Source organism: Leifsonia sp. L25, assembly GCF_050632895.1.
Genome location: NZ_JBODRZ010000002.1, coordinates 363,432 through 385,834, shown reverse-complemented (window position 1 = coordinate 385,834; position 22,403 = coordinate 363,432). Strand labels below are relative to the sequence as shown.

The 22,403-nt window shown below is 70.4% G+C and carries 22 protein-coding genes and 2 pseudogenes; 11 read left to right on the top strand and 13 right to left on the bottom strand.

Annotation, left to right across the window (positions count from 1 at the left end):
* Window positions 1-3: 3 nt before the first annotated feature.
* Window positions 4-996 (bottom strand): Fpg/Nei family DNA glycosylase, encoded by a 993-nt coding sequence (locus ACRAWC_RS02750; protein ID WP_431346376.1) that lies wholly within the window; start codon window positions 994-996, stop codon window positions 4-6.
* Window positions 996-1,484, bottom strand: coding sequence for a ribose-5-phosphate isomerase (locus ACRAWC_RS02745; protein ID WP_431346375.1), 489 nt, complete (start codon window positions 1,482-1,484; stop codon window positions 996-998). Before ACRAWC_RS02745 ends, ACRAWC_RS02750 begins: the two co-directional genes overlap by 1 nt.
* A 104-nt stretch (window positions 1,485-1,588) precedes the next feature.
* Here ACRAWC_RS02745 and pepN point away from each other — a divergent pair, with 104 nt between their 5' ends.
* Window positions 1,589-4,135, top strand: a complete 2,547-nt coding sequence (gene pepN / locus ACRAWC_RS02740; protein ID WP_431346572.1) for an aminopeptidase N — start codon at window positions 1,589-1,591, stop codon at window positions 4,133-4,135.
* A 59-nt stretch (window positions 4,136-4,194) separates the two neighbouring features.
* Here the strand turns inward: pepN and ACRAWC_RS02735 are convergent, their stop codons facing one another.
* Window positions 4,195-4,518, bottom strand: a complete 324-nt coding sequence (locus ACRAWC_RS02735; RefSeq protein WP_431346374.1) for a hypothetical protein — start codon at window positions 4,516-4,518, stop codon at window positions 4,195-4,197.
* A gap of 86 nt (window positions 4,519-4,604) precedes the next feature.
* The gene (locus tag ACRAWC_RS02730) at window positions 4,605-5,606 is read right to left on the bottom strand and encodes a hypothetical protein (protein ID WP_431346373.1); all 1,002 of its coding nucleotides are present in this window, start codon (window positions 5,604-5,606) and stop codon (window positions 4,605-4,607) included.
* A 190-nt stretch (window positions 5,607-5,796) separates the two neighbouring features.
* Here ACRAWC_RS02730 and ACRAWC_RS02725 point away from each other — a divergent pair, with 190 nt between their 5' ends.
* From ACRAWC_RS02725 to ACRAWC_RS02695, 7 genes are read left to right on the top strand one after another with little or no spacing between them, the layout of a single operon-like run.
* Window positions 5,797-6,708: an ATP-binding cassette domain-containing protein gene (locus ACRAWC_RS02725; protein ID WP_431346372.1), complete on the top strand. Its 912-nt coding sequence runs from the start codon at window positions 5,797-5,799 to the stop codon at window positions 6,706-6,708.
* Entirely contained in the window at window positions 6,705-7,547 is an 843-nt protein-coding gene (locus ACRAWC_RS02720) for an ABC transporter permease subunit (RefSeq protein WP_431346371.1), read from the top strand. Before ACRAWC_RS02725 ends, ACRAWC_RS02720 begins: the two co-directional genes overlap by 4 nt.
* Window positions 7,544-8,914 carry a sensor histidine kinase gene (locus ACRAWC_RS02715; protein ID WP_431346370.1) on the top strand — a complete coding sequence of 457 codons (1,371 nt, stop codon included), beginning with the start codon at window positions 7,544-7,546 and terminating at the stop codon, window positions 8,912-8,914. The genes ACRAWC_RS02720 and ACRAWC_RS02715 overlap by 4 nt, the downstream gene beginning before the upstream one ends.
* Window positions 8,911-9,600, top strand: coding sequence for a response regulator (locus ACRAWC_RS02710; RefSeq protein ID WP_431346369.1), 690 nt, complete (start codon window positions 8,911-8,913; stop codon window positions 9,598-9,600). Before ACRAWC_RS02715 ends, ACRAWC_RS02710 begins: the two co-directional genes overlap by 4 nt.
* A 55-nt stretch (window positions 9,601-9,655) precedes the next feature.
* A complete protein-coding gene (locus ACRAWC_RS02705; protein ID WP_431346368.1) occupies window positions 9,656-10,936 on the top strand; it encodes a mechanosensitive ion channel domain-containing protein in 1,281 nt (426 codons plus the stop codon).
* Window position 10,937: 1 nt separating this feature from the next.
* On the top strand, window positions 10,938-11,345 hold the full coding sequence (locus ACRAWC_RS02700; RefSeq protein ID WP_431346367.1) for a globin: 408 nt from the start codon (window positions 10,938-10,940) through the stop codon (window positions 11,343-11,345).
* 36 nt (window positions 11,346-11,381) lie between these two features.
* The gene (locus tag ACRAWC_RS02695) at window positions 11,382-13,031 is read left to right on the top strand and encodes an FAD-binding dehydrogenase (RefSeq protein ID WP_431346366.1); all 1,650 of its coding nucleotides are present in this window, start codon (window positions 11,382-11,384) and stop codon (window positions 13,029-13,031) included.
* 77 nt (window positions 13,032-13,108) lie between these two features.
* Here ACRAWC_RS02695 and ACRAWC_RS02690 read toward each other — a convergent pair.
* Window positions 13,109-13,866: pseudogene (locus ACRAWC_RS02690) on the bottom strand (hypothetical protein).
* A 39-nt stretch (window positions 13,867-13,905) separates the two neighbouring features.
* Here ACRAWC_RS02690 and ACRAWC_RS02685 point away from each other — a divergent pair.
* Window positions 13,906-14,790, top strand: a complete 885-nt coding sequence (locus ACRAWC_RS02685) for an acyl-CoA thioesterase (protein ID WP_431346365.1) — start codon at window positions 13,906-13,908, stop codon at window positions 14,788-14,790.
* Between the two features lie 15 nt (window positions 14,791-14,805).
* On the opposite strand, the gene ACRAWC_RS02680 is transcribed toward ACRAWC_RS02685, so the two are convergent.
* Together ACRAWC_RS02680 and ACRAWC_RS02675 are read right to left on the bottom strand one after the other, a co-directional pair.
* Window positions 14,806-15,495 (bottom strand): anti-sigma factor family protein, encoded by a 690-nt coding sequence (locus ACRAWC_RS02680; RefSeq protein WP_431346364.1) that lies wholly within the window; start codon window positions 15,493-15,495, stop codon window positions 14,806-14,808.
* Entirely contained in the window at window positions 15,492-16,007 is a 516-nt protein-coding gene (locus ACRAWC_RS02675) for a sigma-70 family RNA polymerase sigma factor (RefSeq protein ID WP_431346363.1), read from the bottom strand. The genes ACRAWC_RS02680 and ACRAWC_RS02675 overlap by 4 nt, the downstream gene beginning before the upstream one ends.
* A gap of 125 nt (window positions 16,008-16,132) precedes the next feature.
* Between ACRAWC_RS02675 and ACRAWC_RS02670 the strand changes: the two genes are divergently transcribed.
* On the top strand, window positions 16,133-16,570 hold the full coding sequence (locus ACRAWC_RS02670) for a ubiquinol-cytochrome c reductase iron-sulfur subunit (RefSeq protein WP_431346362.1): 438 nt from the start codon (window positions 16,133-16,135) through the stop codon (window positions 16,568-16,570).
* Between the two features lie 94 nt (window positions 16,571-16,664).
* Here ACRAWC_RS02670 and ACRAWC_RS02665 read toward each other — a convergent pair whose 3' ends face one another.
* From ACRAWC_RS02665 to msrA, 5 genes are all read right to left on the bottom strand, one after another.
* A complete protein-coding gene (locus ACRAWC_RS02665; protein ID WP_431346361.1) occupies window positions 16,665-17,132 on the bottom strand; it encodes an acyl-CoA thioesterase in 468 nt (155 codons plus the stop codon).
* A gap of 7 nt (window positions 17,133-17,139) precedes the next feature.
* On the bottom strand, window positions 17,140-18,822 hold the full coding sequence (gene ettA / locus ACRAWC_RS02660; RefSeq protein WP_431346360.1) for an energy-dependent translational throttle protein EttA: 1,683 nt from the start codon (window positions 18,820-18,822) through the stop codon (window positions 17,140-17,142).
* 64 nt (window positions 18,823-18,886) lie between these two features.
* Complete coding sequence (locus tag ACRAWC_RS02655) at window positions 18,887-19,393, bottom strand: DUF6993 domain-containing protein (RefSeq protein WP_431346359.1); 507 nt, start codon at window positions 19,391-19,393, stop codon at window positions 18,887-18,889.
* 10 nt (window positions 19,394-19,403) lie between these two features.
* Entirely contained in the window at window positions 19,404-19,862 is a 459-nt protein-coding gene (locus tag ACRAWC_RS02650; protein ID WP_431346358.1) for a single-stranded DNA-binding protein, read from the bottom strand.
* 136 nt (window positions 19,863-19,998) lie between these two features.
* Window positions 19,999-20,523 carry a peptide-methionine (S)-S-oxide reductase MsrA gene (msrA, locus tag ACRAWC_RS02645; protein WP_431346357.1) on the bottom strand — a complete coding sequence of 175 codons (525 nt, stop codon included), beginning with the start codon at window positions 20,521-20,523 and terminating at the stop codon, window positions 19,999-20,001.
* A gap of 131 nt (window positions 20,524-20,654) precedes the next feature.
* On the opposite strand from msrA, the gene ACRAWC_RS02640 reads away from it, so the two are divergent.
* Entirely contained in the window at window positions 20,655-21,470 is an 816-nt protein-coding gene (locus ACRAWC_RS02640) for a hypothetical protein (protein WP_431346356.1), read from the top strand.
* 83 nt (window positions 21,471-21,553) lie between these two features.
* On the opposite strand, the pseudogene nadE reads toward ACRAWC_RS02640, so the two are convergent.
* Window positions 21,554-22,395, bottom strand: a pseudogene (gene nadE / locus ACRAWC_RS02635) (ammonia-dependent NAD(+) synthetase).
* Window positions 22,396-22,403: the final 8 nt, after the last annotated feature.

Genomic DNA, 22,403 nt, shown 5'->3' with positions numbered 1-22,403 from the left:
TCCTTACTTCTGGTCCTTGGGGCACCAGTACAGCTTGCGGCCGCCCAGCTCCTCCATCACGATGTGCGTGCCGCAGACCCGGCAGGGCAGGCCCTCGCGCTTGTAGACCCAGTGCCGATCCTCGCGCTTGGCCATCGCCTTGCGGTACGACTCCTCGTCCAGGTCGTCCATCGTCATCATCTGACCGGTCTCGACGCCGATCCTCAGCAGGTGCACCCAGTCTCGCCAGAGCTCCCGGACGGTGTCCTCCGGGACGAGCTTGCCCGGGGTGTGCGGGTTCTGGCGGGCGCGGAAGAGCAGTTCGGCGCGGTACACGTTGCCGATGCCGCTCACGACGCTCTGGTCCATCAGCAGCAGGGCGATGGAGGTCGGCTTCTTGCGGACCTTCGCGACGAAGGCCTCCTCGGCCTCCGGGCCGTCGTCCAGCTGCGGGTCGGGGCCGAGCTTGGCGATCACGGCGTCCACCTCGGCGGGGTCCAGCACCTCGCACGCGGTCGGGCCGCGGAGGTCGGCGACGGCGGTGTCCGTGAGCAACCGCACGCGCACCTGGCCGATCGGCTCCGGCGGGAAGACGTCGATATCGGCCTCCACCTTCTCGGACTCCGACATGCGGAGCCGGGTGCGGCGGGGCGCCCCGATGGAGTGAAGCGAGTTCTCGCCCGCCTCGTCGAAGACGGCGCCCTCCTGGCCGGCCGTGCCCTTCTGCTGCGTTTGGCCCATCCGCCCGTTCGCGCTCGCGATGGTCGGATCGACACTGATGTCGCCGGCGAAGTCCCAGGCGCCGTAGATGCCGAGGTGGACGCGCAGCCAGAGCTCGTTGTCGAACTCCAGGAACATCTGCTTGCCCACCGCCTTCGCGGCGATCATGGTGCGCCCGTCGATGCGCTTCGCGTCGTCCGCGAAGCGGCCCTGCGGGGACGACACCGCGACGCGGTGCCCGACGAAGTTGACCGCGAACTGCTTGGCGATCCGGTGGACGGAGTGGCCCTCGGGCATCAGCGGTCCACGTTCTTGCCCGCGATGTCGCCGGTGGCCTCGTATTCCGCGAGCTGCGCGATGCGCCGGACGTGACGCTCCTCCAGCGAGAACGGTGTGGCGATGAAGAGATCGATGAAGCGGGTGGCCTCCTCGACGGTGTGCTGGCGGGCTCCGATCGAGATCACGTTGGCGTCGTTGTGCTGGCGGGCGAGCTCGGCGGTGCTCTCGTTCCACACCAGCGCGGCGCGGACGCCGAGGACCTTGTTGGCGGCGATCTGCTCGCCGTTGCCGGACCCGCCGAACACCACGCCCAGCGCCTCCACGCCGGCCTGCTGGTCGCGGACGACCGCCTTTGCCGCGTTGATGCAGAACGCCGGGTAATCGTCGATCGGGTCGTACTCCGTCGGACCGTGGTCGACGACCTCGTGCCCGGCCCCGGTGAGGTGCGACTGCAGGTGCGTGCTGAACTCGAGACCGGCGTGATCGGTGGCGATGTGGATGCGCATGCGAACAGTCTAGGGAAGGCCGCCGACGCCGCCGTCGCCGCGTCAGTAAGGTGGATCCGGTGGACACGATCCACACCCAGATCCCGCTTTTCAAGGAGTCAGCGTTGCCCGGAGAAAACCTCACCCGCATCGAAGCCCAGGAGCGCGCGTCGCTCGTCCGCACCCACAGCTACGACGTCGCCCTCGACCTGACGACCGGGCCGGAGACCTTCCGCAGCACGACGACCGTGCGCTTCTCCGCCACGGAGGGCGCGTCGACGTTCATCGACGCGATCACGCGCACCGTCCACTCTGTCGTGCTGAACGGCGTCGAACTGGACCCCGCAGAGGTCTCGGACGGCGTGCGCATCCAGCTCGACGGCCTCCAGGCGGAGAACACGCTGACCGTCGACGCCGACGCGATCTACACCAACACCGGTGAGGGCCTGCACCGCTTCCTCGACCCGGTCGACGGTGAGGTCTACCTGTACTCGCAGTTCGAGGTGCCGGACTCCCGGCGCATGTTCACGGTGTTCGAGCAGCCCGACCTCAAGGCCGAGTTCACGTTCACCGTCACGGCTCCCGCGCACTGGGCGGTCGTGAGCAACTCCCCCACCCCGGAGCCCGCGGAGGCCGGCGAGGGCGCCAAGACCTGGTCGTTCGCCGCCACTCCCGTCATCTCCTCCTACATCACGGCGCTCGTCGCCGGCCCGTACGAGTCGGTCCACAGCGAGCTGACCAGCCGCGACGGCCGCACCATCCCGCTCGGCGTGTACGCGCGCAAGAGCCTCGCCGAGTACCTCGACGCCGACTACATCTTCGAGAAGACCCGCGAGGGCTTCGCGTTCTACGAAGAGAAGTTCGACTACGCGTACCCGTTCGAGAAGTACGACCAGCTCTTCGTGCCCGAGTTCAACGCGGGCGCGATGGAGAACGCCGGCGCGGTGACCTTCACCGAGACGTACGTCTTCCGTTCGAAGGTCACCGACGCGATCAAGGAGCGCCGGGTCGTCACGATCCTGCACGAGCTCGCGCACATGTGGTTCGGCGACCTGGTCACCATGAAGTGGTGGAACGACCTGTGGCTGAACGAGTCGTTCGCCGAGTACGCCTCCACGCTCGCCACGGCCGAGGCCACCGAGTGGACCGAGGCCTGGACGACCTTCGCCGCGATGGAGAAGAGCTGGGCGTACCGCCAGGACCAGCTCCCGTCCACCCACCCGATCGTCGCCACGATCAACGACCTGGAGGACGTCCAGGTCAACTTCGACGGCATCACCTACGCCAAGGGCGCGTCCGTGCTCAAGCAGCTCGTCGCGTGGGTCGGCCAGGAGGACTTCCTCGCCGGCGTCGCGCAGTACTTCAAGAAGCACCAGCACGGCAACACCGAGCTCACCGACCTCCTGGTCGAGCTCGAGGCCACCAGCGGCCGCGACCTCACCGGATGGTCCAAGAAATGGCTGGAGACGGCGGGCGTCAACACCCTCCGCCCGGAGCTGACGGTCGACGCCGACGGCACGATCACCGCCTTCGCGATCCTCCAGACCGCCGCCGCTGACTACCCCACCATCCGCCCGCACCGCCTCGCGGTCGGCTTCTACGACCTGGTGGAGGGCCGCCTGGTCCGCACCTCGCGCGTCGAGCTGGACGTCGACGGAGAGCGGACCGAGGTCGCCGAACTGGTCGGGCAGAAGCGCCCCGCGCTCATCCTGCTCAACGACGACGACCTCGCCTATGCGAAGATCCGTCTGGACGATGAGTCGCACCGCGTGGCGCTCGAGCACCTGTCCTCGATCGAGAGCCCGCTCGCCCGCTCGCTGGTCTGGGGCGCTGTCTGGGACGCCACCCGCGACGCCGAGACGCCGGCGAGCGACTACGTGCGCCTCGTGCTCGGCAACATCGCGTCCGAGACGGAGTCGACCACGCTGCGGACCACGCTCAACCAGCTCGTCCTCGCGGCCGGCAGCTACGTCGCGCCCGAGCGTCAGAAGCAGACGAGCGAGGACGCGGCGACCAGGCTCTGGGAGCTCGCGCAGCAGGCCGAGGCCGGCAGCGACGCCCAGTTCCAGTTCGTGAAGTTCTTCGCGGCGCTGGCCTCCACCCCGGAGCAGCTCGCGAACATCGCCGCCTTGCGCGACGGAACGGTGACCCTCCCGGGGCTGACCGTGGACACCGACCTGGCATGGGAGCTCCTCATCGCGCTCGTCGCCGGCGGAGCCGCAGGCGACGCCGAGGTGGACGCCGCCCTTGCCGCCGACAACACCGCCAACGGCGCGCAGTTCGCCGCCCAGGCCCGCGCCTCCATCCCGACCCTCACGGGCAAGCAGGCGGCGTGGGACTCGGTGTTCGGCTCCGACGCGCTGCCGAACACGATCGTCCGTTTCACGGGGCTGGGCTTCCAGCGCGCTGCTGACAAGGAGGTGCTCGCCTCGTTCGTCGCGCCGTACTTCGCGGCGCTGCAGGACGTCTGGGCGTCGCGCACGTACAAGATCGCGGAATACCTCGTCGCGGGCATGTACCCGGCGCCGCTCGCGAACGCCGAGCTCCGCGACGCGACGCGGGCATGGCTGGACGCGAACCCGGAGCCGGCCGCGCTGCGCCGGCTCGTGGTCGAGAACCTCGCGGGCGTCGAGCGGGCGCTCGCGGCGCAGGAGCGGGACGCGCGGGCGTAAGCGGTCGCTGAGACGGAAACGGGGAGTCCGGCTGGTGCCGGCTCCCCGTTTCGTTGCCGTCAGTCCGGTGAAGCGGTTGACGTTCCATCAAGCGTGGAGGTGACCAACCTCCACTCCTCGTCGGTGACGGACGGATCGAGGAATTCGATCACGAGCCGGTCGGATCGGAATCCCGATCTGGCCAGCTTGTACGTCTCGACCTGCGCCTTGGGGTAGCTGCTGAACTTCATGATGCGCACCCGCTCCGACTGGGCTGCCTTCTCGCACCCGAAGCGGCTCGGGCACACTTCATCGGTCACGTCGACGGGTCGCTCGAGCGGCGGGAGGAGGTAGACCGCCGAATCGATGTTCTCCCGCAAATCAATCGTGGCGCGCGGGTCCAAATATGTGCATGAGGCGAGGACCAGGACGCACATGGTGCCCAGGCCTGCGGCTACCGTCGCTCGTTTGCGATTAAGCCTGGACACTCTTAGACCCAGTTGCATTTTTGGGGGTTCCACAGCCAGTTCGGATTGGAGGGGCGCGCCGTCTCGAAGTCCCACCACACCCCGGACAGCCACACGGCGTAGCCGAACTGGGCGTGGCACTTGTACTGCTGTTCGATCGTCGCGCTCACCGGAGTGGGCGGGAAGTTGCGCCACTCGGTCCAGCCCTGGTTCTTCACGATCTCGATTCCGACGAGGCCCTGGGTGTAGACGGCGGCACCCCACGCCGAAAGATGGGTGGACCAGACGCTTGCGCCCTTGTAGCCGTTGTGGCCCGGCCGATTCATCCAGTAGCCGGCCAGCAGCCCGCCACCCACCTCCGGATCGGCCACCACCGGATACGCGGTCGACGCGTCATGCTCGACCACCTGGGTCAGCACCCCGCTGTCGACCACGAAGTGCGTTGGCATGTCCTCGCCGTCGGTGTCCTTGGCCCACGCGGGAAGCACTCCGCCCTGGAACCCGCCTTCGGCGTCCCGGATGACGACCATCCCGCCGTCCAGCTGCTCCAGGCAGCCGCCCGCGGGAAGCGCGATCGTGTAGTCGAAGCGCGACGGGGCGGAGGCGTTATCGATGACCGTGGTGATCTGGACGCTCCCGTCGTCCTTGACCACAGGCACCGTCGTCGTGCCGTTGCGGTTGTCGTAGGAGACGATCCCGTCCGCCTCCACCGTGGCGCGTTCCGCGCGCCCGGCGAACGGCAGGCCGATCGAGATCTCGATGCCGACATGCTCGACGGCGAGTGTCAGGTCGTCGCGGGGATCGGTCGGGATCGCGAACTCGCCGTTCTCCGTCGTGGGGACGTCCGCGACGTGACTGAGCACATCCGACGTGTCTGAGGGTGAGCTCCCCGCCCCGTCGCTCACCGATGCAAGCGCGTCCATGACGTCACTCGCCTCCTCTTCGGCGTAGGCGGGCGTACAGAGTCCCAGGGTCAGCGCTCCCGTCGCGGCAGCGGCGATGGCGATCTTCGTGCGGTGTTGCATGGTCTTCCAATCGGTCGACGACGTCGTCCCTCGCCAACCTAGGTGCGGACACGACGACACATCAACCCATTGCGCCTAATGCATATCACGTACACTGACTCCCCCTCATGCCCTCGCCCGACGCCCGCGACACGCAGGTCGTACCCCGGTTCGATGACGGCAGCCCCTCCGCAGCCCTACTCTCGGAGCCATGATCCAACTCGAACGCCTCACCAAGAGGTTCGGCGGCAAGACCGCTGTCGACGACATCTCGGCGACCATCCAGCCGGGCAAAGTCACCGGCTTCCTCGGGCCCAACGGCGCGGGCAAGTCCACCACCATGCGCATGATCATGGGGCTGGACCGGCCGACGCACGGCACCGCGACCATCAACGGCAAGCGCTACGCCGAGCTGCGGTCGCCGCTCGGCGAGGTCGGCGCGCTGCTGGACGCGAAGGCCGTCCACACCGGACGCACCGCCTACAACCACCTCCTGGCGATGGCCGCCACCCACGGCATCTCCAAGCGCCGTGTGCACGAGGTCATCGGCCTCACCGGCCTGGAGTCCGTCGCGAGCAAGCGCGTCGGCGGGTTCTCGCTCGGCATGGGCCAGCGGCTCGGCATCGCCGCCGCCATGCTCGGCGACCCGGCGACGCTCATCCTGGACGAGCCGGTCAACGGGCTCGACCCGGAGGGCGTGCTCTGGGTGCGCCAGTTCGCGCGCCACCTCGCCGGGCAGGGCCGCACGGTCTTCCTCTCCTCGCACCTGATGAGCGAGATGTCGCAGACCGCCGACCACATCATCGTGCTCGGCCGCGGCCGCATCCTCGCCGACGCCCCGGTGGACCAGATCCTCGCGGGCGCCACGCGCAGCGCGGTCCGGGTCCGCACGCCGGAGGTCGAGCGGCTCGCAGGCGCGATCCAGGGCGGCGACGTCACGATCACCGGCGTGGAGGCCCAGCTCATCGAGGTCACCGGGCTCAGCGCCGCGCAGATCGGCGACGCCGCGGCCGGCGCGGGCATCGCGCTCCACGAACTCACCCCGCTCAGCGCCTCTCTCGAGGAGGCCTACCTCGAACTCACGCAGGACGAGGTCGAATACCACTCGGAGGTCGCCTCATGAGCACCGCAACCGCACCCGTCACCGGGTACGCCCACGCCGAGGTCGGCCGGCTGAGCTTCGTGCGCGTGCTGCGCTCGGAGTGGATCAAGCTGCGTTCGCTGCGGTCGACGTTCTGGACGCTGGTGGGCGTGCTCGTCCTCATCGTCGGCCTCGCCGCGCTGCTGTCGGCCGTGGTGCCGGACGCCTCCACGCTCGGAGCGCGCGCGCCCGCGACTGCGCTCACGAACTTCACGACGAGAGCTGCGACGGCCGGGCTGACCTTCGCGCCGCTCGTCGTCGCGGTGCTCGGCGTGCTCGCCATCAGCGGCGAGTTCTCCACCGGGATGATCCGTTCGTCGTTCGCCGCCGTGCCGCACCGGTTCCCCGTGTTCGCCGCGAAGGCGATCATGCTCTTCCTCGTCTCGTTCGTCGTCGGTCTGGTGAGCTTCGCAGCCTCCTGGTCGATCGCCGTGCCGCTGCTGACAGCGAAGGGCTACAAGGGCGACCTGTTCTCCGACACCACGATGTGGTCGATCCTCGGCGCCGCCGCCTACCTCGGGCTGGTCGCCGTCTTCGCTCTCGGTGTCGGAGCGATCCTGAAGGCCAGCGCGGGCGGCATCGCGACGGCGCTCGGCGTGCTCTTCCTGCTGCCGATCATCTCGGAGCTCCTGCAGGCGCTGCTGCCCAAGCAGACCTGGATCGCCGACTGGTCGCACTACCTGCTCAGCGCGTCGGGAGCCGGGATGGCCGGCCTGGCCAACGGCACCCAGGAGCCCTGGCAGAACATCCTCACCGTCGTGATCTGGACCGCCGTCTCGTTCATCGTCGGAGCGATTCTGCTGCAGCGACGGGACGCGTGACAGCCACGACGACCCCAGCCGACGCCGCCCCGGCCGACCTCGAACTCCCGAGGCCGCCCGGGGCGGTGCGGCGCTACTTCGGCGCCCACCCGCTCGTGGTGGACGCCGTCGTCGCGGGCGTCTACCTGGTGCCGGCGCTCGCCGAGGGCATCGTCCACATGGTGCGGAATCCGAGCCTGGCCTCCGCGATCCAGCTCCTCCTCGTGGTCGTCGCCGGCGCTGCGCTGTTCGCCCGGCGGCTGCACCCACGGGCGGTCTTCGGTGTCGCGATCGTCGTCCTCCTCGTCAGCGTGTTCCTCGGCCGCAACCTCGACTTCGTGCCCGCGGTGTTCGCGCTCTACGCGCTCGCGGTCTACCGCACGGTGCGTTCCGCGTGGATCGGCTACGGCATCACGGCGGTCGTGACCGTCGTCTCCCTCACCATCGCGACCATCGTGTCGGAGGTGCCGGACTTCGCCCCGCTCTCGACGCAGGCGGTGCCGTCCGGCTTCGCCGCGCTCGCGTTCTGCATCGTCGCGGTGCTGATGGGCAGCAACGTCGGCAACCGGCGGCGGTACTTGAACGCGCTCATCGACCGTGCCCGCCAGCTCGCCCGAGAGCGCGATCAGCAGGCGGAGATCGCCACCGCGGCCGAGCGCAGCCGCGTGGCGCGGGAGCTGCACGACATCGTCTCGCACAGCCTGACGGTGATGATCGCCCTCGCCGACGGCTCGGCCGGACTCGTCGGCACGGCGCCGGAACGTTCGGCCGAGACGATGCGGCTGGTCGCGGAGACCGGGCGGGGCGCTCTCGGCGACATGCGCCGCCTGCTCGGGGTGCTGCGCGCGGGCGACGAGGATGCCGCGGCGCACGCTCCGCAGCCCGGGCTCGCCGACCTGCGCGAGCTGGTCGAACGTTTCCGCGCGGCCGGCCTCCCGGTGCGGATCACCGTCACCGGCACGCCGCCCACTGACGTCGGGCAACAGCTCACGGTCTTCCGGGTCGTTCAGGAAGCGCTCACCAACGCTCTCCGTCACGCCTCGCTCGCGACCACGGTCGCCGTGACGATCGAGTTCGGCGAGCGGGTGATCCGCATCACCGTCGACGACGACGCCACGGTGCACACCGAGTCCGTGCCGGGCTCGGGCAGCGGCCTGCTCGGGCTGCGCGAGCGCGTCGCGCTCTACGGTGGCACGTTGGAGGCCGGACCCCGGCGCGGCGGCGGGTGGCGGCTCGTCGCGGAGTTCACGACCGTGCCGCCGGCCGCCGCCGACGCGGCCGCGTCTGATCCGACCTCCGGCCCGGCGCCGACCGCCACCACCGCCACCGCCACCGCGACTGCTACCGAGCCCAGCACGGGCGCCGACCCGACCAGGAGACCCGAATGACCGACCCCGGCTCCGCGCAGCCGACGCTGCGCATCCTGCTCGTCGACGACCAGGCGCTCGTCCGGCTGGGCTTCCGGATGGTGCTGGAGACCGAGCCCGACATCCACGTGGTCGGTGAAGCGGCCGACGGCGCCGAGGCGGTCCGGCTCGCCGTGGAGACCCGGCCCGACGTGATCCTCATGGATGTGCGGATGCCGAACCTCGACGGCATCGAGGCGACCCGGCGCATCGTCACAGCGAACCCGGATGCGCGCATCATCATCCTCACCACGTTCGACCTGGACGAGTACGCCTTCGGCGGTCTGCGCGCCGGCGCCAGCGGCTTCCTGCTCAAGGACGCCCGCCCGGCCGAGCTGACCGCGGCCATCCGTGCGGTCTCCGCGGGCGACGCGGCTGTCACCGGCCGCGTGACCCGCTCCATGCTGGAGCTGTTCGCCGACCGGCTTCCCGCGAGCGGCGCCTCCGGAGCCGCAGCGGCCGACCCGACCGCGGTCCTCACGCCGCGCGAGCGCGAGATCCTCCTCGCGATGGCCGACGGCCTGACGAACGGCGAGATCGGCGCGAAGTTCTTCCTCACCGAGTCGACGGTCAAGACGCACGTCGGCCGCGTCCTCGCGAAGCTGCAGCTCCGCGACCGGGTGCACGCGGTGATCTTCGCCTACGAGAACGGGCTGGTCGAGAGCTGAGCCGCGCCGCGGATTCCAGACGACGCCAAGGGAGCCGTCGGTAGGATTCCGTGCGATGAGCATTCTGAAAGCGGACTTCTGGACCTCGTTCGGCTCGTGGATGGTGGACGCCGGCTGGAACCTCGCGCACGCGGCCGGCATCGTCCTCGGCGCGATCCTCCTGGCCTGGATCCTGCGCGTGGTGATCCGTCGCGTCGTGCGCCAGATCGTCAGCGGGGTCAAGAAGGGCCAGAGCGTCACCGACACCCAGGCGCTGGTGGCATCGCCCCTCGCGGCAGTGCGTGTCGTCCAGCGCACCCGGACGCTCGGGTCGGTGCTGAGCAACATCGTCAACGTCACGATCGGCATCGTCACGATCATCCTGGTCATCCAGGTGTTCGCGCCGGACGCGCTGACGTCCTTCGCCCTCCTCACCGCCGCGATCGGCGCCGGCCTCGGTTTCGGTGCTCAGAACATCGTCAAGGACGTCCTCAACGGCCTCTTCATGGTCATGGAGGACCAGCTCGGCGTCGGCGATGTCGTCGACCTGGGACCGGCGACCGGCGTCGTGGAGGCCGTAGGCATCCGGATCACCCAGGTGCGCGACGTCAACGGCACCCTCTGGTTCGTCCGCAACGGCGAGATCCTGCGCGTCGGCAACATGTCGCAGGGCTGGTCGCGCGTGATCGTGGACGTCGCGGTGCCGTACGACACCGACATCGAGGCGGTGCAGGCGAAGATGATGGAGGCGGCGACCGCGCTCGCGACCAGCCCCAAGTGGCGCTCGCGCATCCTCGACAAGCCGGAGCTGTGGGGGCTGGAGTCGATCTCCGCCGAAGCGATCGTGATCCGGATCGTGCTGAAGACCCGCACCACTGCGAAGGACGATGTCTCCCGCGAGCTGCGGCTGCGCCTCAAGCAGGCCACCGACGAACTCGGCGTCACCCTGCCGTCGCTCTCGGCCGTCGTGCTCTCCGGCTTCGACGGCGCGGGGAGCGTCAACGGCGCCAAGCCGCCGCGTACCCGGCCGACGCCCGTCGTGCCGGACCGGCCGCTCACCGGGCGCAAGGCGCGGGCGGCGGCGAAGCGCACCGCGACGCGGGCGCCGGACCCCGGCGCCATCCGCATCCGGCCGGCGATCGAGACGAAGCCGGACGCCGCGCCTGCGAAGCCGGCCACGCCTGCGAAGCCGGCCACGCCGCGATCGGATGCGGCGAAGCCGACGACGCCCACCACCCCGGCCGACGGCGCCACCACCCTGGCCGACGGCGCCACCACCTCGGCGAAGCCCGCCGCCAAGCCCCGCACGCCGAAACCTCCGGCTGCCGACCAGCCTCCCGCGGAAGAAGCAGAGTGACATGACGACCCTCCCCGCCGAGCCGCCGCTCGGCCCGTCCTTCTTCGAGCAGGTCGGCGGCCACGCGACGTTCGTGCGCCTCGTGGACACCTTCTACCGCGGCGTCGCCGACGACCCGGTGCTGCGCCCGATGTACCCGGAGGAGGACCTCGGCCCTGCCAAGGAACGGCTGACCGGGTTCCTCGAGCAGTACTGGGGCGGCCCGACCACCTACAGCCAGGAGCGCGGCCACCCCCGCCTCCGGATGCGGCACAACCCCTTCAAGGTCAACCCCGACGCACGCGACCGCTGGCTCGCCCACATGCGCGTCGCGGTCGACGAGCTGGGGCTCCCGCCGCTGCAGGACGAGACCCTCTGGAGCTACCTGGAGCGCGCCGCGTTCGCTATGGTCAACACATTCGAGGAGTAGCCCCTCGCCTCCCCGCCGTGCCGAAGGAGCCACGCCATGACCCCTGAACCCGACTGCCTCGTCGTGGGAGCCGGACTCGCCGGGCTGGTCGCGGCGTGCGAGCTGCTGGACGCGGGCAGGACCGTGACGATCCTCGACCAGGAGCCGGCGGCCTCCCTCGGCGGTCAGGCGTTCTGGTCGTTCGGCGGCCTCTTCCTCGTCGACTCCCCCGAGCAGCGCCGCATGGGCGTCACCGACTCGCTCGCGCTCGCCCGGCAGGACTGGTTCGGCAGCGCCGGCTTCGACCGGGCGGAGGACCACTGGCCGAAGCGCTGGGCCGAGGCCTACCTCCAGTTCGCCGCAGGCGAGAAGCGCGCGTGGCTGCACCAGAAGGGCGTCCGGTTCTTCCCGGTCGTCGGCTGGGCGGAGCGCGGCGACGGTACTGCGGGAGGCCACGGCAACTCGGTGCCGCGCTTCCACATCACCTGGGGCACCGGCCCCGGCGTGCTGGAGCCGTTCCTCCGCCAGGTGCAGGCCGCCGCCGTGACGGGGAAGGCGCGACTCCTGCACCGCCACCGGGTGGACGAGCTGATCGTGGAGGACGGCCGGGTCGTGGGCGTCCGCGGCGCGGTTCTCAAGCCCGACTCCGCCGCGCGCGGCGCCGCGAGCAACCGGGAACGGATCGCGGACTTCGAACTGCGCGCGCCCGCGGTCGTGGTCGCCAGCGGCGGGATCGGCGGCAACCACGACCTGGTGCGCGCGGCGTGGCCGGAACGGCTCGGCACTCCCCCGGACTTCATGCTCTCCGGCGTCCCCGCACACGTCGACGGCCGAATGCTCGGCATCGCCGAGACGGCGGGCGCCCACCTCATCAACGGCGACCGGATGTGGCACTACACCGAAGGCATCCAGAACTGGGACCCGGTCTGGCAGCGGCACGGCATCCGCATCCTGCCCGGGCCGTCGTCGCTCTGGCTGGACGCGCGCGGCGAACGGCTGCCCGCCCCGCTGTTCCCGGGGTTCGACACCCTCGGGACGCTGGAGCACCTCCGCGTGACGGGCTCCGACTACTCCTGGTTCATCCTCACGCAGAAGATCATCGAGAAGGAGTTCGCGCTGTCGGGCAGCGAACAGAACCCAGATCTGACCGGCAAGGACGTCGGCCTGCTCGCCAAGCGCGTCGGCCCCGGCGCGCCCGGACCGGTGGAGGCCTTCAAGGAGAAGGGCGCCGACTTCGTCGTGGCTGACACCCTGGACGAGCTCCTCGCCGGGATGCAGCGCCTGTCGGAGGTCCCGCTCGACACCGACCTGGTCGCCCGACATGTGCGGGAGCGCGACCGGCAGCTCGACAACCCGTTCGGCAAGGACCTCCAGCTCGCCGCGGTCCGAGGCGCGCGCGCCTACCGGGGCGACAAGCTCATCCGCGTGGCGTCGCCGCACAGGCTCACCGATCCGAAGGCCGGCCCGATGATCGCCGTGAAGCTGCACGTCCTCACCCGCAAGAGCCTCGGCGGCATCGAGACGGACCTCGACGGCCGCGTCCTCGGCATCGACGGCGCGCCGGTGCCGGGGCTGTATGCGGCGGGCGAGGCGAGCGGCTTCGGCGGCGGCGGGGTGCACGGGTACCGGGCGCTGGAGGGGACATTCCTCGGCGGCTGCCTGTTCTCCGGGCGGCAGGCCGGGCGCGCGGTGGCGCGGGCGGTCTAGCCGCGCCGCGCAGGCTCGCCTCAGCCTCGCAGGACCTCCTCAGCCTCGCAGGACGTCCTCAGCCGCGCAGGGCCTCCTCAGCCGCGCAGACTCCACGACTGCCGGCGGATGAGCGTGTGCCCACGCCGGGTGGTCAGCCGCGTCCAGGGCCCGGTCTCCAGGATGGCGACCGGCTCCCCCGCGGCAAGGAATCCGAGGCTCTCGGCCGCGAACGCCGCACCGGCAGGGACGTACTCCAGTTCGTCGATCGGACGGCCCCACACCTCGGCGCGCACGCGCTGGACGAGCTGCTCCCCGTCCCCGTCGGCACCGCCTCCGCCACCTCGGCGATGCCGGCGGCCGCCGTGGCCTGCAGGAGCTCGTAGCTGGTCTCGCCGACCGGTCGCCAGCCGCCGCGGGGCGGCGAGATGCCCGCCCAGGTGACGGACGGCGCCTCCATCGGCAGCCGGACCTCCAACGGGGCGCTCTCGACGGCGCCGTCCACCGCGCCGGACTCGTCGCCGTCGCGGCCCTCCTCCTCGACCGCGCCGGTCTCGGAGGCGGCCGCCGCACTCTCCGCCGCCTCGCGCACGCGCGCGAGCCGGTCGAGCAGCGAGCGGATCGGCACGACCACGTCGAACTCCGCATCGTTCCCGGTCAGGAACGTGCGCAGGCCGAGCACGGTCGGCGTCTGGTCGAGCAGCCCCCTCGGATAGAGGATGGCGGTGTACACGGCGAGCACGCCCGATCCTGCGATCAGGCGCACCGACCCTTCCTCGACGCGGGCGGCGCGCGACAGGTACGTCTGCAGGTCGGCGGCGGCGAGGGTGTCCTGGAGGGAAAACGACTGGCTCATCTGCCCTCTAAGCTACTAGAGACCCCGGACGGAGACACTGTGACAGAGCCCCTGGAATCGCTGCTCACCGCACTCGACCTCACCGACACCGGTGCTCGCACCAGCGAGGACATCTTCACCGGGCCGTCCCAGTGGATGCCGCTGGGCCGCGTGTTCGGCGGCCAGGTGCTCGCGCAGTCCATCGTCGCGGCGACGCGCACGGTCGCCGACGACCGCAGCATCCACTCGATGCACGGCTACTTCCTGCGACCCGGAGACGTCAACTACCCGATCACCTTCTCTGTCGACCGCATCCACGACGGGCGGTCGTTCTCCACCCGCCGCACCCAGGCGTACCAGAACGGACTGCCGATCCTGTCGATGATCGCCTCGTTCCAGGACGACGACGAGGGCCTCGAGCACCAGGTGGACATGCCTGCCGGTGTGCCCGACCCCGAGTCGCTGCCGAGCTCGGCGGCGACGCTGGAGGAGGTCGAGCACCCGGTCGCGCAGTACTGGGCGAGCCAGCGTCCCTTCGACATGCGGCACGTTCCGTCGCCCATCTACCTGTCGGTCGAGGGCGCACACGTCGCCCACCAGGCGGTCTGGTTCCGCTCGATCGGCGACCTCCCGGACGACCCGGCGCTTCACCGTGCAGCGCTCGCCTACGCCAGCGACTACACGATCATGGAGTCGGTCATGCGCCGTCACGGCGTGGCCTGGGCGACCCCCGGCCTCAAGGCCGCCAGTCTCGACCACGCGATGTGGTGGCACCGGCCGGCCCGGGTGGACGAGTGGCTGCTGTACACGCAGGAGTCGCCGAGCGCGAACGGAGGCCGCGGACTGGCGCTGGGCCGGATCTTCGGCCGCGACGGACGCCTGGTCGCCAGCGTCGCCCAGGAGGCCACCCTCCGGGTGCCGGACGCGGCGAAGCTGCGCGACTGACGCCGACGTGCCGGCTCAGCCGAACGTGGTGCGCAGCAGCACGGTGCCGTTGCCCGCAGCGCGGATGTCGATCGCCGCGATGTCCGACAGCGGCACGCTCGTGGTCGCCGCCGGCTCGACCACGGTTCCCTCCGCGGCCTTCCAGGTCGAGATCTGGGTCTGGTGACCGGACCGGTCTGTGACGACCATCGCATACGTCCAGGTGCGACCGCCGTCGCCGCCGACCTTGGCATACGCGCAGCGCGAGTCGATCCGCGTACCCCACGGCTCCGAGGTGAGGTGGAGGTCGGCGGACAGTGCGCTCGGCTCGACCTGCTCCATCGCGACGCTCGTGCCCGCGGGGGCGCCGGGCTCCAACGCAGGGACGGCGATCGCGATGGCCCCCACGAGCACGGCCGCCGCCGCAGCGGCGAGACCGCCCACCAGCCAGCGCGACCGCCTCCTGCGCCGCCGGGCGGCGTCCAGCAGCGACGGGAGCACCTCGGCGCCGAGCCCGGCGTCCTGCGGCGCCTCCTCGTCGAGCAGTGCGAACGCCTGCTCCCGGGGCACCCGGCCGAGCAGACCCGGCATACCCGCGAGCTCGGCGACCGCGGCCGAGCAGCGCCCGCACTCGCGCAGATGCTCCTCGAACTCCTTGCGCTCGGCAGGAGCGAGCGCGCCGAGGACGTACGCGGCGTCCCAGGTGGCGAACTCGTCGTGGTTCATCGCTCCGTCACCCCTCTCTCCTGCAGCGCGAGCCGCATGGCCCTTAGTCCGTAGTGCAGCCGCGACTTGACCGTGCCCTCCGGAATCTCCAGCTCCCGGGCGATCTCCGCGATGGATCTGCCGCCGTAGTACGCATGGACGATCACCGCCCGATGCTCGTCCGAGAGCTCGGCGAGCGCGTCCGAGACGAGCCAGGCGTCGAGGACGGCGTCGGCGCCGTCGTCCGGCGACGACGGGCGCTCCGGGAGGGTGTCGGTGCCGAACTCGTGCTGCGCGTGCGCGCTGCGCTTGTCGTCGATGACGATATTGCGGGCGACTGTGAACAGCCAGGCGCGGGCGGACTGCTGCGTCTGATCCAGCACAGCGGGCTTGCGCCAGGCGCGCAGCAGGGTCTCCTGCACCACATCGTCGGCCATCGCTCGGTCGCCGGTGAGATGGACGACGTAACGCCAGACCGCCTGCGCGTGCTGGTCGTGCAGCTCCCGCAGCAGGCGCGCGTCCTCATCCGGCATGGTCACCTCCTGCACTAACCACGGAGACGGTGTGGGAAAAGTTCAGAACTCCATGGATGAAACGAAAGCCGACAGCCTCCCGTGCCTAACCTAGGAGAAAGCACTGCCGACCGGGAGGATCCACGATGACCGAAACCGCGCCGCTGACGCGCCGCACTCTCGTCCAGATCGGCGGCGTGTCCGCAGCAGGCGCGGGGGCGCTGCTGCTGGCGGGCTGCACGCCGCAGGGCTCGGGTGCGTCAGGCGACGGATCGGGGAACGGGAACGGCGGCACGGCCACCGTCGCTCTCTCTTCGATCCCGGTCGGCGGCGCCGTCTCCGCGCAGCTCGGTTCGACGCCGATCGTCGTCTCGCAGCCGTCGGCCGGCACGGTGGTCGCGTTCAGCGCGGTGTGCACGCACGCGGGCTGCACCGTCGCCCCGCAGGGCAGCGAGTTCGACTGCCCGTGCCACGGCTCGGTGTTCGACGGCACGACCGGGGACGTCATCAACGGTCCCGCGAGCACGCCGCTGACGAAGCTGACGGCGAGCGTCTCCGGCGACAAGGTCACCGTCACCCAGTGACGCCTCACCGCCGAGGGGCACGCCAATGCCCCTGAACCAGCGTCTTAGGGGCGTTTACGTCGACCTGGCGTGGGCATCGGCGGCGGCGACGTGCTCAGCGTTTGGTGAACTGGACGGGATCGTCGAGATAGGGCGTCCAGGCATCGCGCTCGTGGTCGTTGATCCGGCGCGGGCGCTCGGTGGCGGCGTCGACCAGCACGATCGTGGTCGCAGCGCGTGAGAACAGCGTGCGCGGGTCTGCGCCGTCCGGCGACCACACCTCGTAGTTGACCTCCAGGCTCGCGCCGCCGAGCCTGCCGAGCCAGAGCTGCACGTCCAGCGGCTGCCGCAGGTACGGGATGGGGGCGAGGTACTCGATCTCCTGCCGCGCGATCAGCGTGAGCGTGTCGGCGCCGGGCCGGCCGTCGAGCACCGCCGTCGAGCCGCCGACGGCGTGCTCGTCGCTCGACCAGAACGCCTCGATGCGCGCCTCCTCCAGGAGGCGCAGCATCGCGGCGTTGTTCACGTGGCCGTAAGCGTCGAGGTCGCTCCAGCGGAGCTTGATCGGAACGTGCAGACGCATGACGGCGTCAGTCGCGCGTGAGCTTGCGGTACGCGGACCGGTGCGGCTTCGCGGCGTCGGCGCCGAGGCGCTGGACCTTGTTCTCCTCGTACGCCTCGAAGTTGCCCTCGAACCAGTACCAGTCGGACGGGTTCTCCTCAGTGCCCTCGTAGGCGAGGATGTGCGTCGCGATGCGGTCGAGGAACCACCGGTCGTGGGTGATGACCACCGCGCAGCCGGGGAACTCGAGCAGGGCGTTCTCCAGGCTGGAGAGCGTCTCGACGTCCAGGTCGTTGGTCGGCTCGTCGAGCAGCAGGAGGTTGCCGCCCTGCTTGAGCGTCAGTGCCAGGTTGAGCCGGTTGCGCTCACCGCCGGAGAGGACGCCCGACTTCTTCTGCTGGTCCGGTCCCTTGAATCCGAAGGTGGAGACGTAGGCGCGCGACGGCACCTCGGTCTTGCCGACCTGGATGTAGTCGAGCCCGTCGGACACGACCTCCCAGACGTTCTTGTTCGGGTCGATGCCGCCACGGGTCTGATCGACGTAGGAGATCTGCACGGTCTCGCCGACCTTCAGGTCGCCGCCGTCGAGTGGCTCCAACCCGACGATCGTCTTGAACAGCGTCGTCTTGCCGACGCCGTTCGGGCCGATGACGCCGACGATGCCGTTGCGCGGCAGCGTGAAGCTGAGGCCGTCGATCAGGACGCGGTCGCCGAAGCCCTTCTCGAGGTTCTTGGCGTCGATGACGATCTGGCCGAGGCGCGGCCCCGGCGGGATCTGGATCTCCTCGAAGTCGAGCTTCCTGGTCCGCTCCGCCTCGGCCGCCATCTCCTCGTAACGCGCCAGACGCGCCTTGGACTTGGCCTGACGGCCCTTGGCGTTGCTGCGGACCCAGTCGAGCTCGTCCGAGAGCCGCTTCGCCAGCTTGGCGTCCTTCTTGCCCTGCACCTCGAGCCGGTCGCGCTTCTTCTCGAGATAGGTCGAGTAGTTGCCCTCGTAGGGGTAGAGGTGACCGCGGTCGACCTCGGCGATCCACTCGGCCACGTGGTCGAGGAAGTACCGGTCGTGGGTGACGGCGAGCACGGCGCCGTGGTACTTGGCGAGGTGCTGCTCGAGCCAGAGCACGCTCTCGGCGTCGAGGTGGTTGGTCGGCTCGTCGAGGAGCAGGAGGTCGGGCTTCTGCAGCAGGAGCTTGCAGAGCGCCACGCGGCGCTTCTCACCACCGGAGAGCGTGTTGACCGGCCAGTCCCCCGGCGGGCAGCGCAGGGCGTCCATCGCCTGCTCGAGCTGCGAGTCGAGGTCCCACGCGTCGGCGGCGTCGATCTGCTCCTGGAGGGTGCCCATCTCGGCGAGCAGCGTGTCGAAGTCGGCGTCCGGGTCGGCCAGCAGCCCGGAGATCTCGTTGAACCGGTCGACTTTGTCCTTGATCTCGCCGACGCCCTCCTGGACGTTCTCGAGGACGGTCTTGCTCTCGTCCAGCTTCGGCTCCTGCATGAGGATGCCGACCGTGTACCCGGGCGACAGCTTGGCGTCGCCGTTGGACGGGGTGTCGAGGCCGGCCATGATCTTCAGGATGGTCGACTTACCTGCGCCGTTCGGTCCGACGACGCCGATCTTGGCGCCCGGCAGGAACGCCATGGTCACATCGTCGAGGATCACCTTGTCACCGACGGCCTTGCGGGCCCTGACCATCGAGTAAATGTATTCGGCCACTCTGTTCCTGTACTCCCTGTCTCGGACTCGCCGGGCTCGAAGCCCTGTACGAGGATACCGGGAACTACCAGTCGATCGGCCGGGTCTGGCCGATCAGACAGCCTCCGGTCGCGAGGGTGGGGCTCGTGAGGCTGGTGTAGCCGCCGGAGTCCGCCCCGTACTGGCCGATCACACAACTCGCTCCGAATTGGACCGAGAACTGGATCGACGGTGCTTTCAGACCGATCGTGGTCGTGTCCGGCGTCAGCTCCATGTCCGACTTGGCGAACCCGGCGGCGACGAGCGCGTCGATGAAGTCGCGCCCCTGCGCGGCGGGCTTGGCAGCGATCGTCCCCTTGTTGACCTTGTCGAAGTACGGCAGGTTCTGCTCCGCCGTGCCGCCGGGGATGAGCGCCGGCGCCGCGCTCGCGGTCGGCGTGGGCGTCGGCGTCGCCGAGTCCGAGGCTGTCGTGCGCGGCGCGGGATCGGTCGTCGCCGAAGGACGAGCCCCGGCGCACCCGCTCAGGAGCAGCGCCGACGCGACCGCCGCACCCGCGAGCAGGACGGCGGCAGGTCGGGCGGGCGCTCTCATGCTGTACACCCTAGGGCCCGGCGCCTCGGGGATTCCTCCGACTTCCGGGCGTCTCCGGCAACCCCGAAGGCGGCTCCGACTCGCCGTCGCCCCCGCCCGGCAGGTCGAGAGCGGCCATGCGGCGCGTGAATTCGCTGCGGCCCCAGCTCAGATCGTGCCCGATCGCCTCCGCCTCGATCTCGACCGTCACGCCGAGCTGTTCACCCTCCCAATCGCGCACGCACAGCCTCCCGGCCACCACAAGCGGGTCGCCGCACGCGATGCACGCCGCCGCGCTCACCGCGAGCTCGTCGAACGCGGTGACCGTGAACCAGTTGGACTGAACCCCCGCATCGCTCACCCCCGAGCGCCGTTCGCGCCTCCGGTCGTTCGTCACGAGCCGAAAGCTCGTGATCGCCGCGCCCGCCTCCGGTTCGACGTGCCGCGGTCTCGTCGCCACGGTGCCTCGTACCGTCACCGTCTCCGCCATGTCCTCCCCCGTTTCCGCGACCTCCCGTGAGGCCGTGGGTCAACGATGGCCGAACCGGAAGCTGCACCGCCGCGAAAACGGAGATCCGTGGAGAACACGCGAAACGGTCAGCCTGTGGAGGACAACGCGGCACGCGTCAGGCGGTCACGTATTGCGCGTAGGACGCCCGGATCTTGTTCACCTTGGGCAGCGCGACTGCCAGGCAGTAACCCTGACCCGGGTTCTTGGCGAAGAAGTCCTGGTGGTAGTCCTCCGCGCGGTAGAACGTCCCGAGCGGCTCGATCGTGGTCACGATTCCGCCCTCCCAGTACTCGGACGCCCGTTCGCGCGCGGCCTCGAACAGCGTGCGCTGCTCCTCGCCGTCGAAGAACATCGCCGACCGGTACTGGGAGCCGACATCGGCGCCCTGCCGGTTGAGCTGCCGCGGGTCGTGCAGCGTGAAGAAGACGTCCAGGATCACCTCCGCCGGGACGACCTCCGGGTCGAACGTCACTGCGACCGCCTCGGCGTGCCCGGTCGCACCGGTGCACACCTCCTCGTAGCTCGGGTCCACGGCGGTGCCTCCGGTATAGCCGGACACCACGTCCTGCACGCCGCGGAGCACGCGGTAGACGGCGTCGAGGCACCAGAAGCACCCGCCGGCGAGGACGAAAGTCTGCATCGGTCCATCCCTTCGATCGGTCCGACCCCCATTCTGCTACGGCAGCGACCCTCCGCGAGCTTCGCAACGGGATGCGCGACACAGCGCCGCCGCTGCCCGGCCGGAACGGTCCGCCCCGCTAGCATCACCGCATGCAGTGGTGGAATGACTTCGTCGATTGGCTCAACTCATCGGCCGCGCGGCCCGCGGTCTTCAACGCGGCGGTCCTCGCGATCGCCGTCATCGTCTCCGGTCTTCTCGCCGCGTGGATCGCGCGCGGCGCCCTCCGTGGACTCCTGTCGCGCACCGATCGTCAGCAGAAGGCCAGCGCGATCGCCGCGCTCGTCGACGCGGCGACCGAGGCGTCCGTCTGGAACTCGCTGACTCCGGCCGAGCAGGTGCTCTCCGACCGCGCCGTCGGCCAGGCCGACATCCTCGTGCGGCTCCTGCCGATCAAGGGCTCCGGCATCGCCGCCAACTGGGCGGGGCACCAGCTCGCCGAGATGAAGCGCGCGTCCGCGACCTTCGGCTACCAGCTCGACCCGGCCGTCGCGGAGTTCCGCGACCGGCTGATCGAGTGGCAGAACAAGCCGAGCCGCGCGCGCCGCATCTTCCAGGGCGACCTCGAGCGCTGGCGCTTCGAGAGCGCGGACCCGAGCACCTCGCTGGTGGCCCAGCAGGACGCCTGGGTGGCGCAGCAGCACCACCAGCAGTACACGGCGCCGGACGCCGCGACGGAGGAGACGGTCCCGGCCGCGACCTACACCCCCGCGGCCGGCGCTCCGGCGGCGACCGCTCCCCACTCGGCTGCCCCCGCGGCGCACAGCGACTCCGCTTTCACGTCCGCCAACTACCCCACCACGGGCGGCGCCAACGACGAGACCCCGCTCCCGGTGTCCGCGTTCGCCGCGTCCGGCGACGAGAACGACACCACCCCCGACCCGCGCTTCGGTCAGCCTGTCGGCTGACCCCGCGCACCGAGCCTCACCACGACAGAAGGGGCGCCGACCATCCGGTCGGCGCCCCTTCTGCGTGCTGAGGAGGCGGGAGCTCAGCGGCTGTAGTCGCCGCGCGTCGTCCACCAATCGTCGAACATGCTCGCCGGCACCCGGCGCTTGTGCTCGGTCGCCAGGTAGCGCGTCTCGATCGCCGACGCGATCTCCTCCGCGACGTCGCGGCCCTCGAGGAAGTCGTCGATGTCGCTGTACCGGATGCCCAGGTTGGCCTCGTCGGTCTGGCCCGGGTCGAGGTCGAGGAGGTCGGCGGTCGGCGGCTTCTCGTAGAGACGTGCGGGCGCCTGCAGGTGCTCCAGCAGCGCGCGGCCCTGCCGCTTGGTGAGGCCGCTGAGCGGGAGCACGTCGGCGCCCCCGTCGCCGTACTTGGTGAAGAAACCGGTCACGGCCTCGGCCGCGTGGTCGGTGCCGACCACGAGCAGTCGGTGCTGGCCGGCGATGGCGTACTGCGCCACCATCCGCACGCGCGCCTTCACGTTGCCCTTGTTGAAGTCGGTCATCGCCTCGCCGACGGCGTCGCCGAACTCGGCGTCCACCCCGTCCACGCCGCGCTTGATGTTGAACTCGATGGTGCGCTGCGGCCGGATGAACGACAGCGCGAGCTGCGCGTCCTCCTCGTCGTGCTGGACGCCGTACGGCAGGCGCACCGCGATGAACTCGGCCTCGACCCCCTCCACGGCGAGGCGCTCGACCGCGAGCTGGCAGAGCCGGCCGGCGAGGAGGAGTCCTGGCCGCCACTGATGCCGAGCACGAACCCGGACGCGCCGGTCGCCCTCAGGTAGCGCACGAGGAAGTCGACGCGCTCGGCGACCTCCTCCGCGGCGTCGACGCTCGGCGTCACGTTCAGCTCATCGATGATCCTGGCCTGGAGTTCACGCATGCTGCCAC

Coding starts and splice junctions, on each gene's coding strand:
- ACRAWC_RS02745 (WP_431346375.1), bottom strand. CDS start 1,484: ATGCGCATCCACATCGCCACCGATCACGCCGGTCTCGAGTTCAGCACG.
- ACRAWC_RS02665 (WP_431346361.1), bottom strand. CDS start 17,132: ATGCGTCTGCACGTTCCGATCAAGCTCCGCTGGAGCGACCTCGACGCT.
- ACRAWC_RS02650 (WP_431346358.1), bottom strand. CDS start 19,862: ATGGCGGAGACGGTGACGGTACGAGGCACCGTGGCGACGAGACCGCGG.
- ACRAWC_RS02705 (WP_431346368.1), top strand. CDS start 9,656: ATGAGCATTCTGAAAGCGGACTTCTGGACCTCGTTCGGCTCGTGGATG.
- ACRAWC_RS02695 (WP_431346366.1), top strand. CDS start 11,382: ATGACCCCTGAACCCGACTGCCTCGTCGTGGGAGCCGGACTCGCCGGG.
- msrA (WP_431346357.1), bottom strand. CDS start 20,523: ATGCAGACTTTCGTCCTCGCCGGCGGGTGCTTCTGGTGCCTCGACGCC.
- ACRAWC_RS02720 (WP_431346371.1), top strand. CDS start 6,705: ATGAGCACCGCAACCGCACCCGTCACCGGGTACGCCCACGCCGAGGTC.
- ACRAWC_RS02750 (WP_431346376.1), bottom strand. CDS start 996: ATGCCCGAGGGCCACTCCGTCCACCGGATCGCCAAGCAGTTCGCGGTC.
- ACRAWC_RS02725 (WP_431346372.1), top strand. CDS start 5,797: ATGATCCAACTCGAACGCCTCACCAAGAGGTTCGGCGGCAAGACCGCT.
- ACRAWC_RS02640 (WP_431346356.1), top strand. CDS start 20,655: ATGCAGTGGTGGAATGACTTCGTCGATTGGCTCAACTCATCGGCCGCG.
- ACRAWC_RS02675 (WP_431346363.1), bottom strand. CDS start 16,007: ATGCCGGATGAGGACGCGCGCCTGCTGCGGGAGCTGCACGACCAGCAC.
- ACRAWC_RS02655 (WP_431346359.1), bottom strand. CDS start 19,393: ATGAGAGCGCCCGCCCGACCTGCCGCCGTCCTGCTCGCGGGTGCGGCG.
- ACRAWC_RS02730 (WP_431346373.1), bottom strand. CDS start 5,606: ATGCAACACCGCACGAAGATCGCCATCGCCGCTGCCGCGACGGGAGCG.
- ACRAWC_RS02710 (WP_431346369.1), top strand. CDS start 8,911: ATGACCGACCCCGGCTCCGCGCAGCCGACGCTGCGCATCCTGCTCGTC.
- ACRAWC_RS02700 (WP_431346367.1), top strand. CDS start 10,938: ATGACGACCCTCCCCGCCGAGCCGCCGCTCGGCCCGTCCTTCTTCGAG.
- ACRAWC_RS02680 (WP_431346364.1), bottom strand. CDS start 15,495: ATGAACCACGACGAGTTCGCCACCTGGGACGCCGCGTACGTCCTCGGC.
- ACRAWC_RS02670 (WP_431346362.1), top strand. CDS start 16,133: ATGACCGAAACCGCGCCGCTGACGCGCCGCACTCTCGTCCAGATCGGC.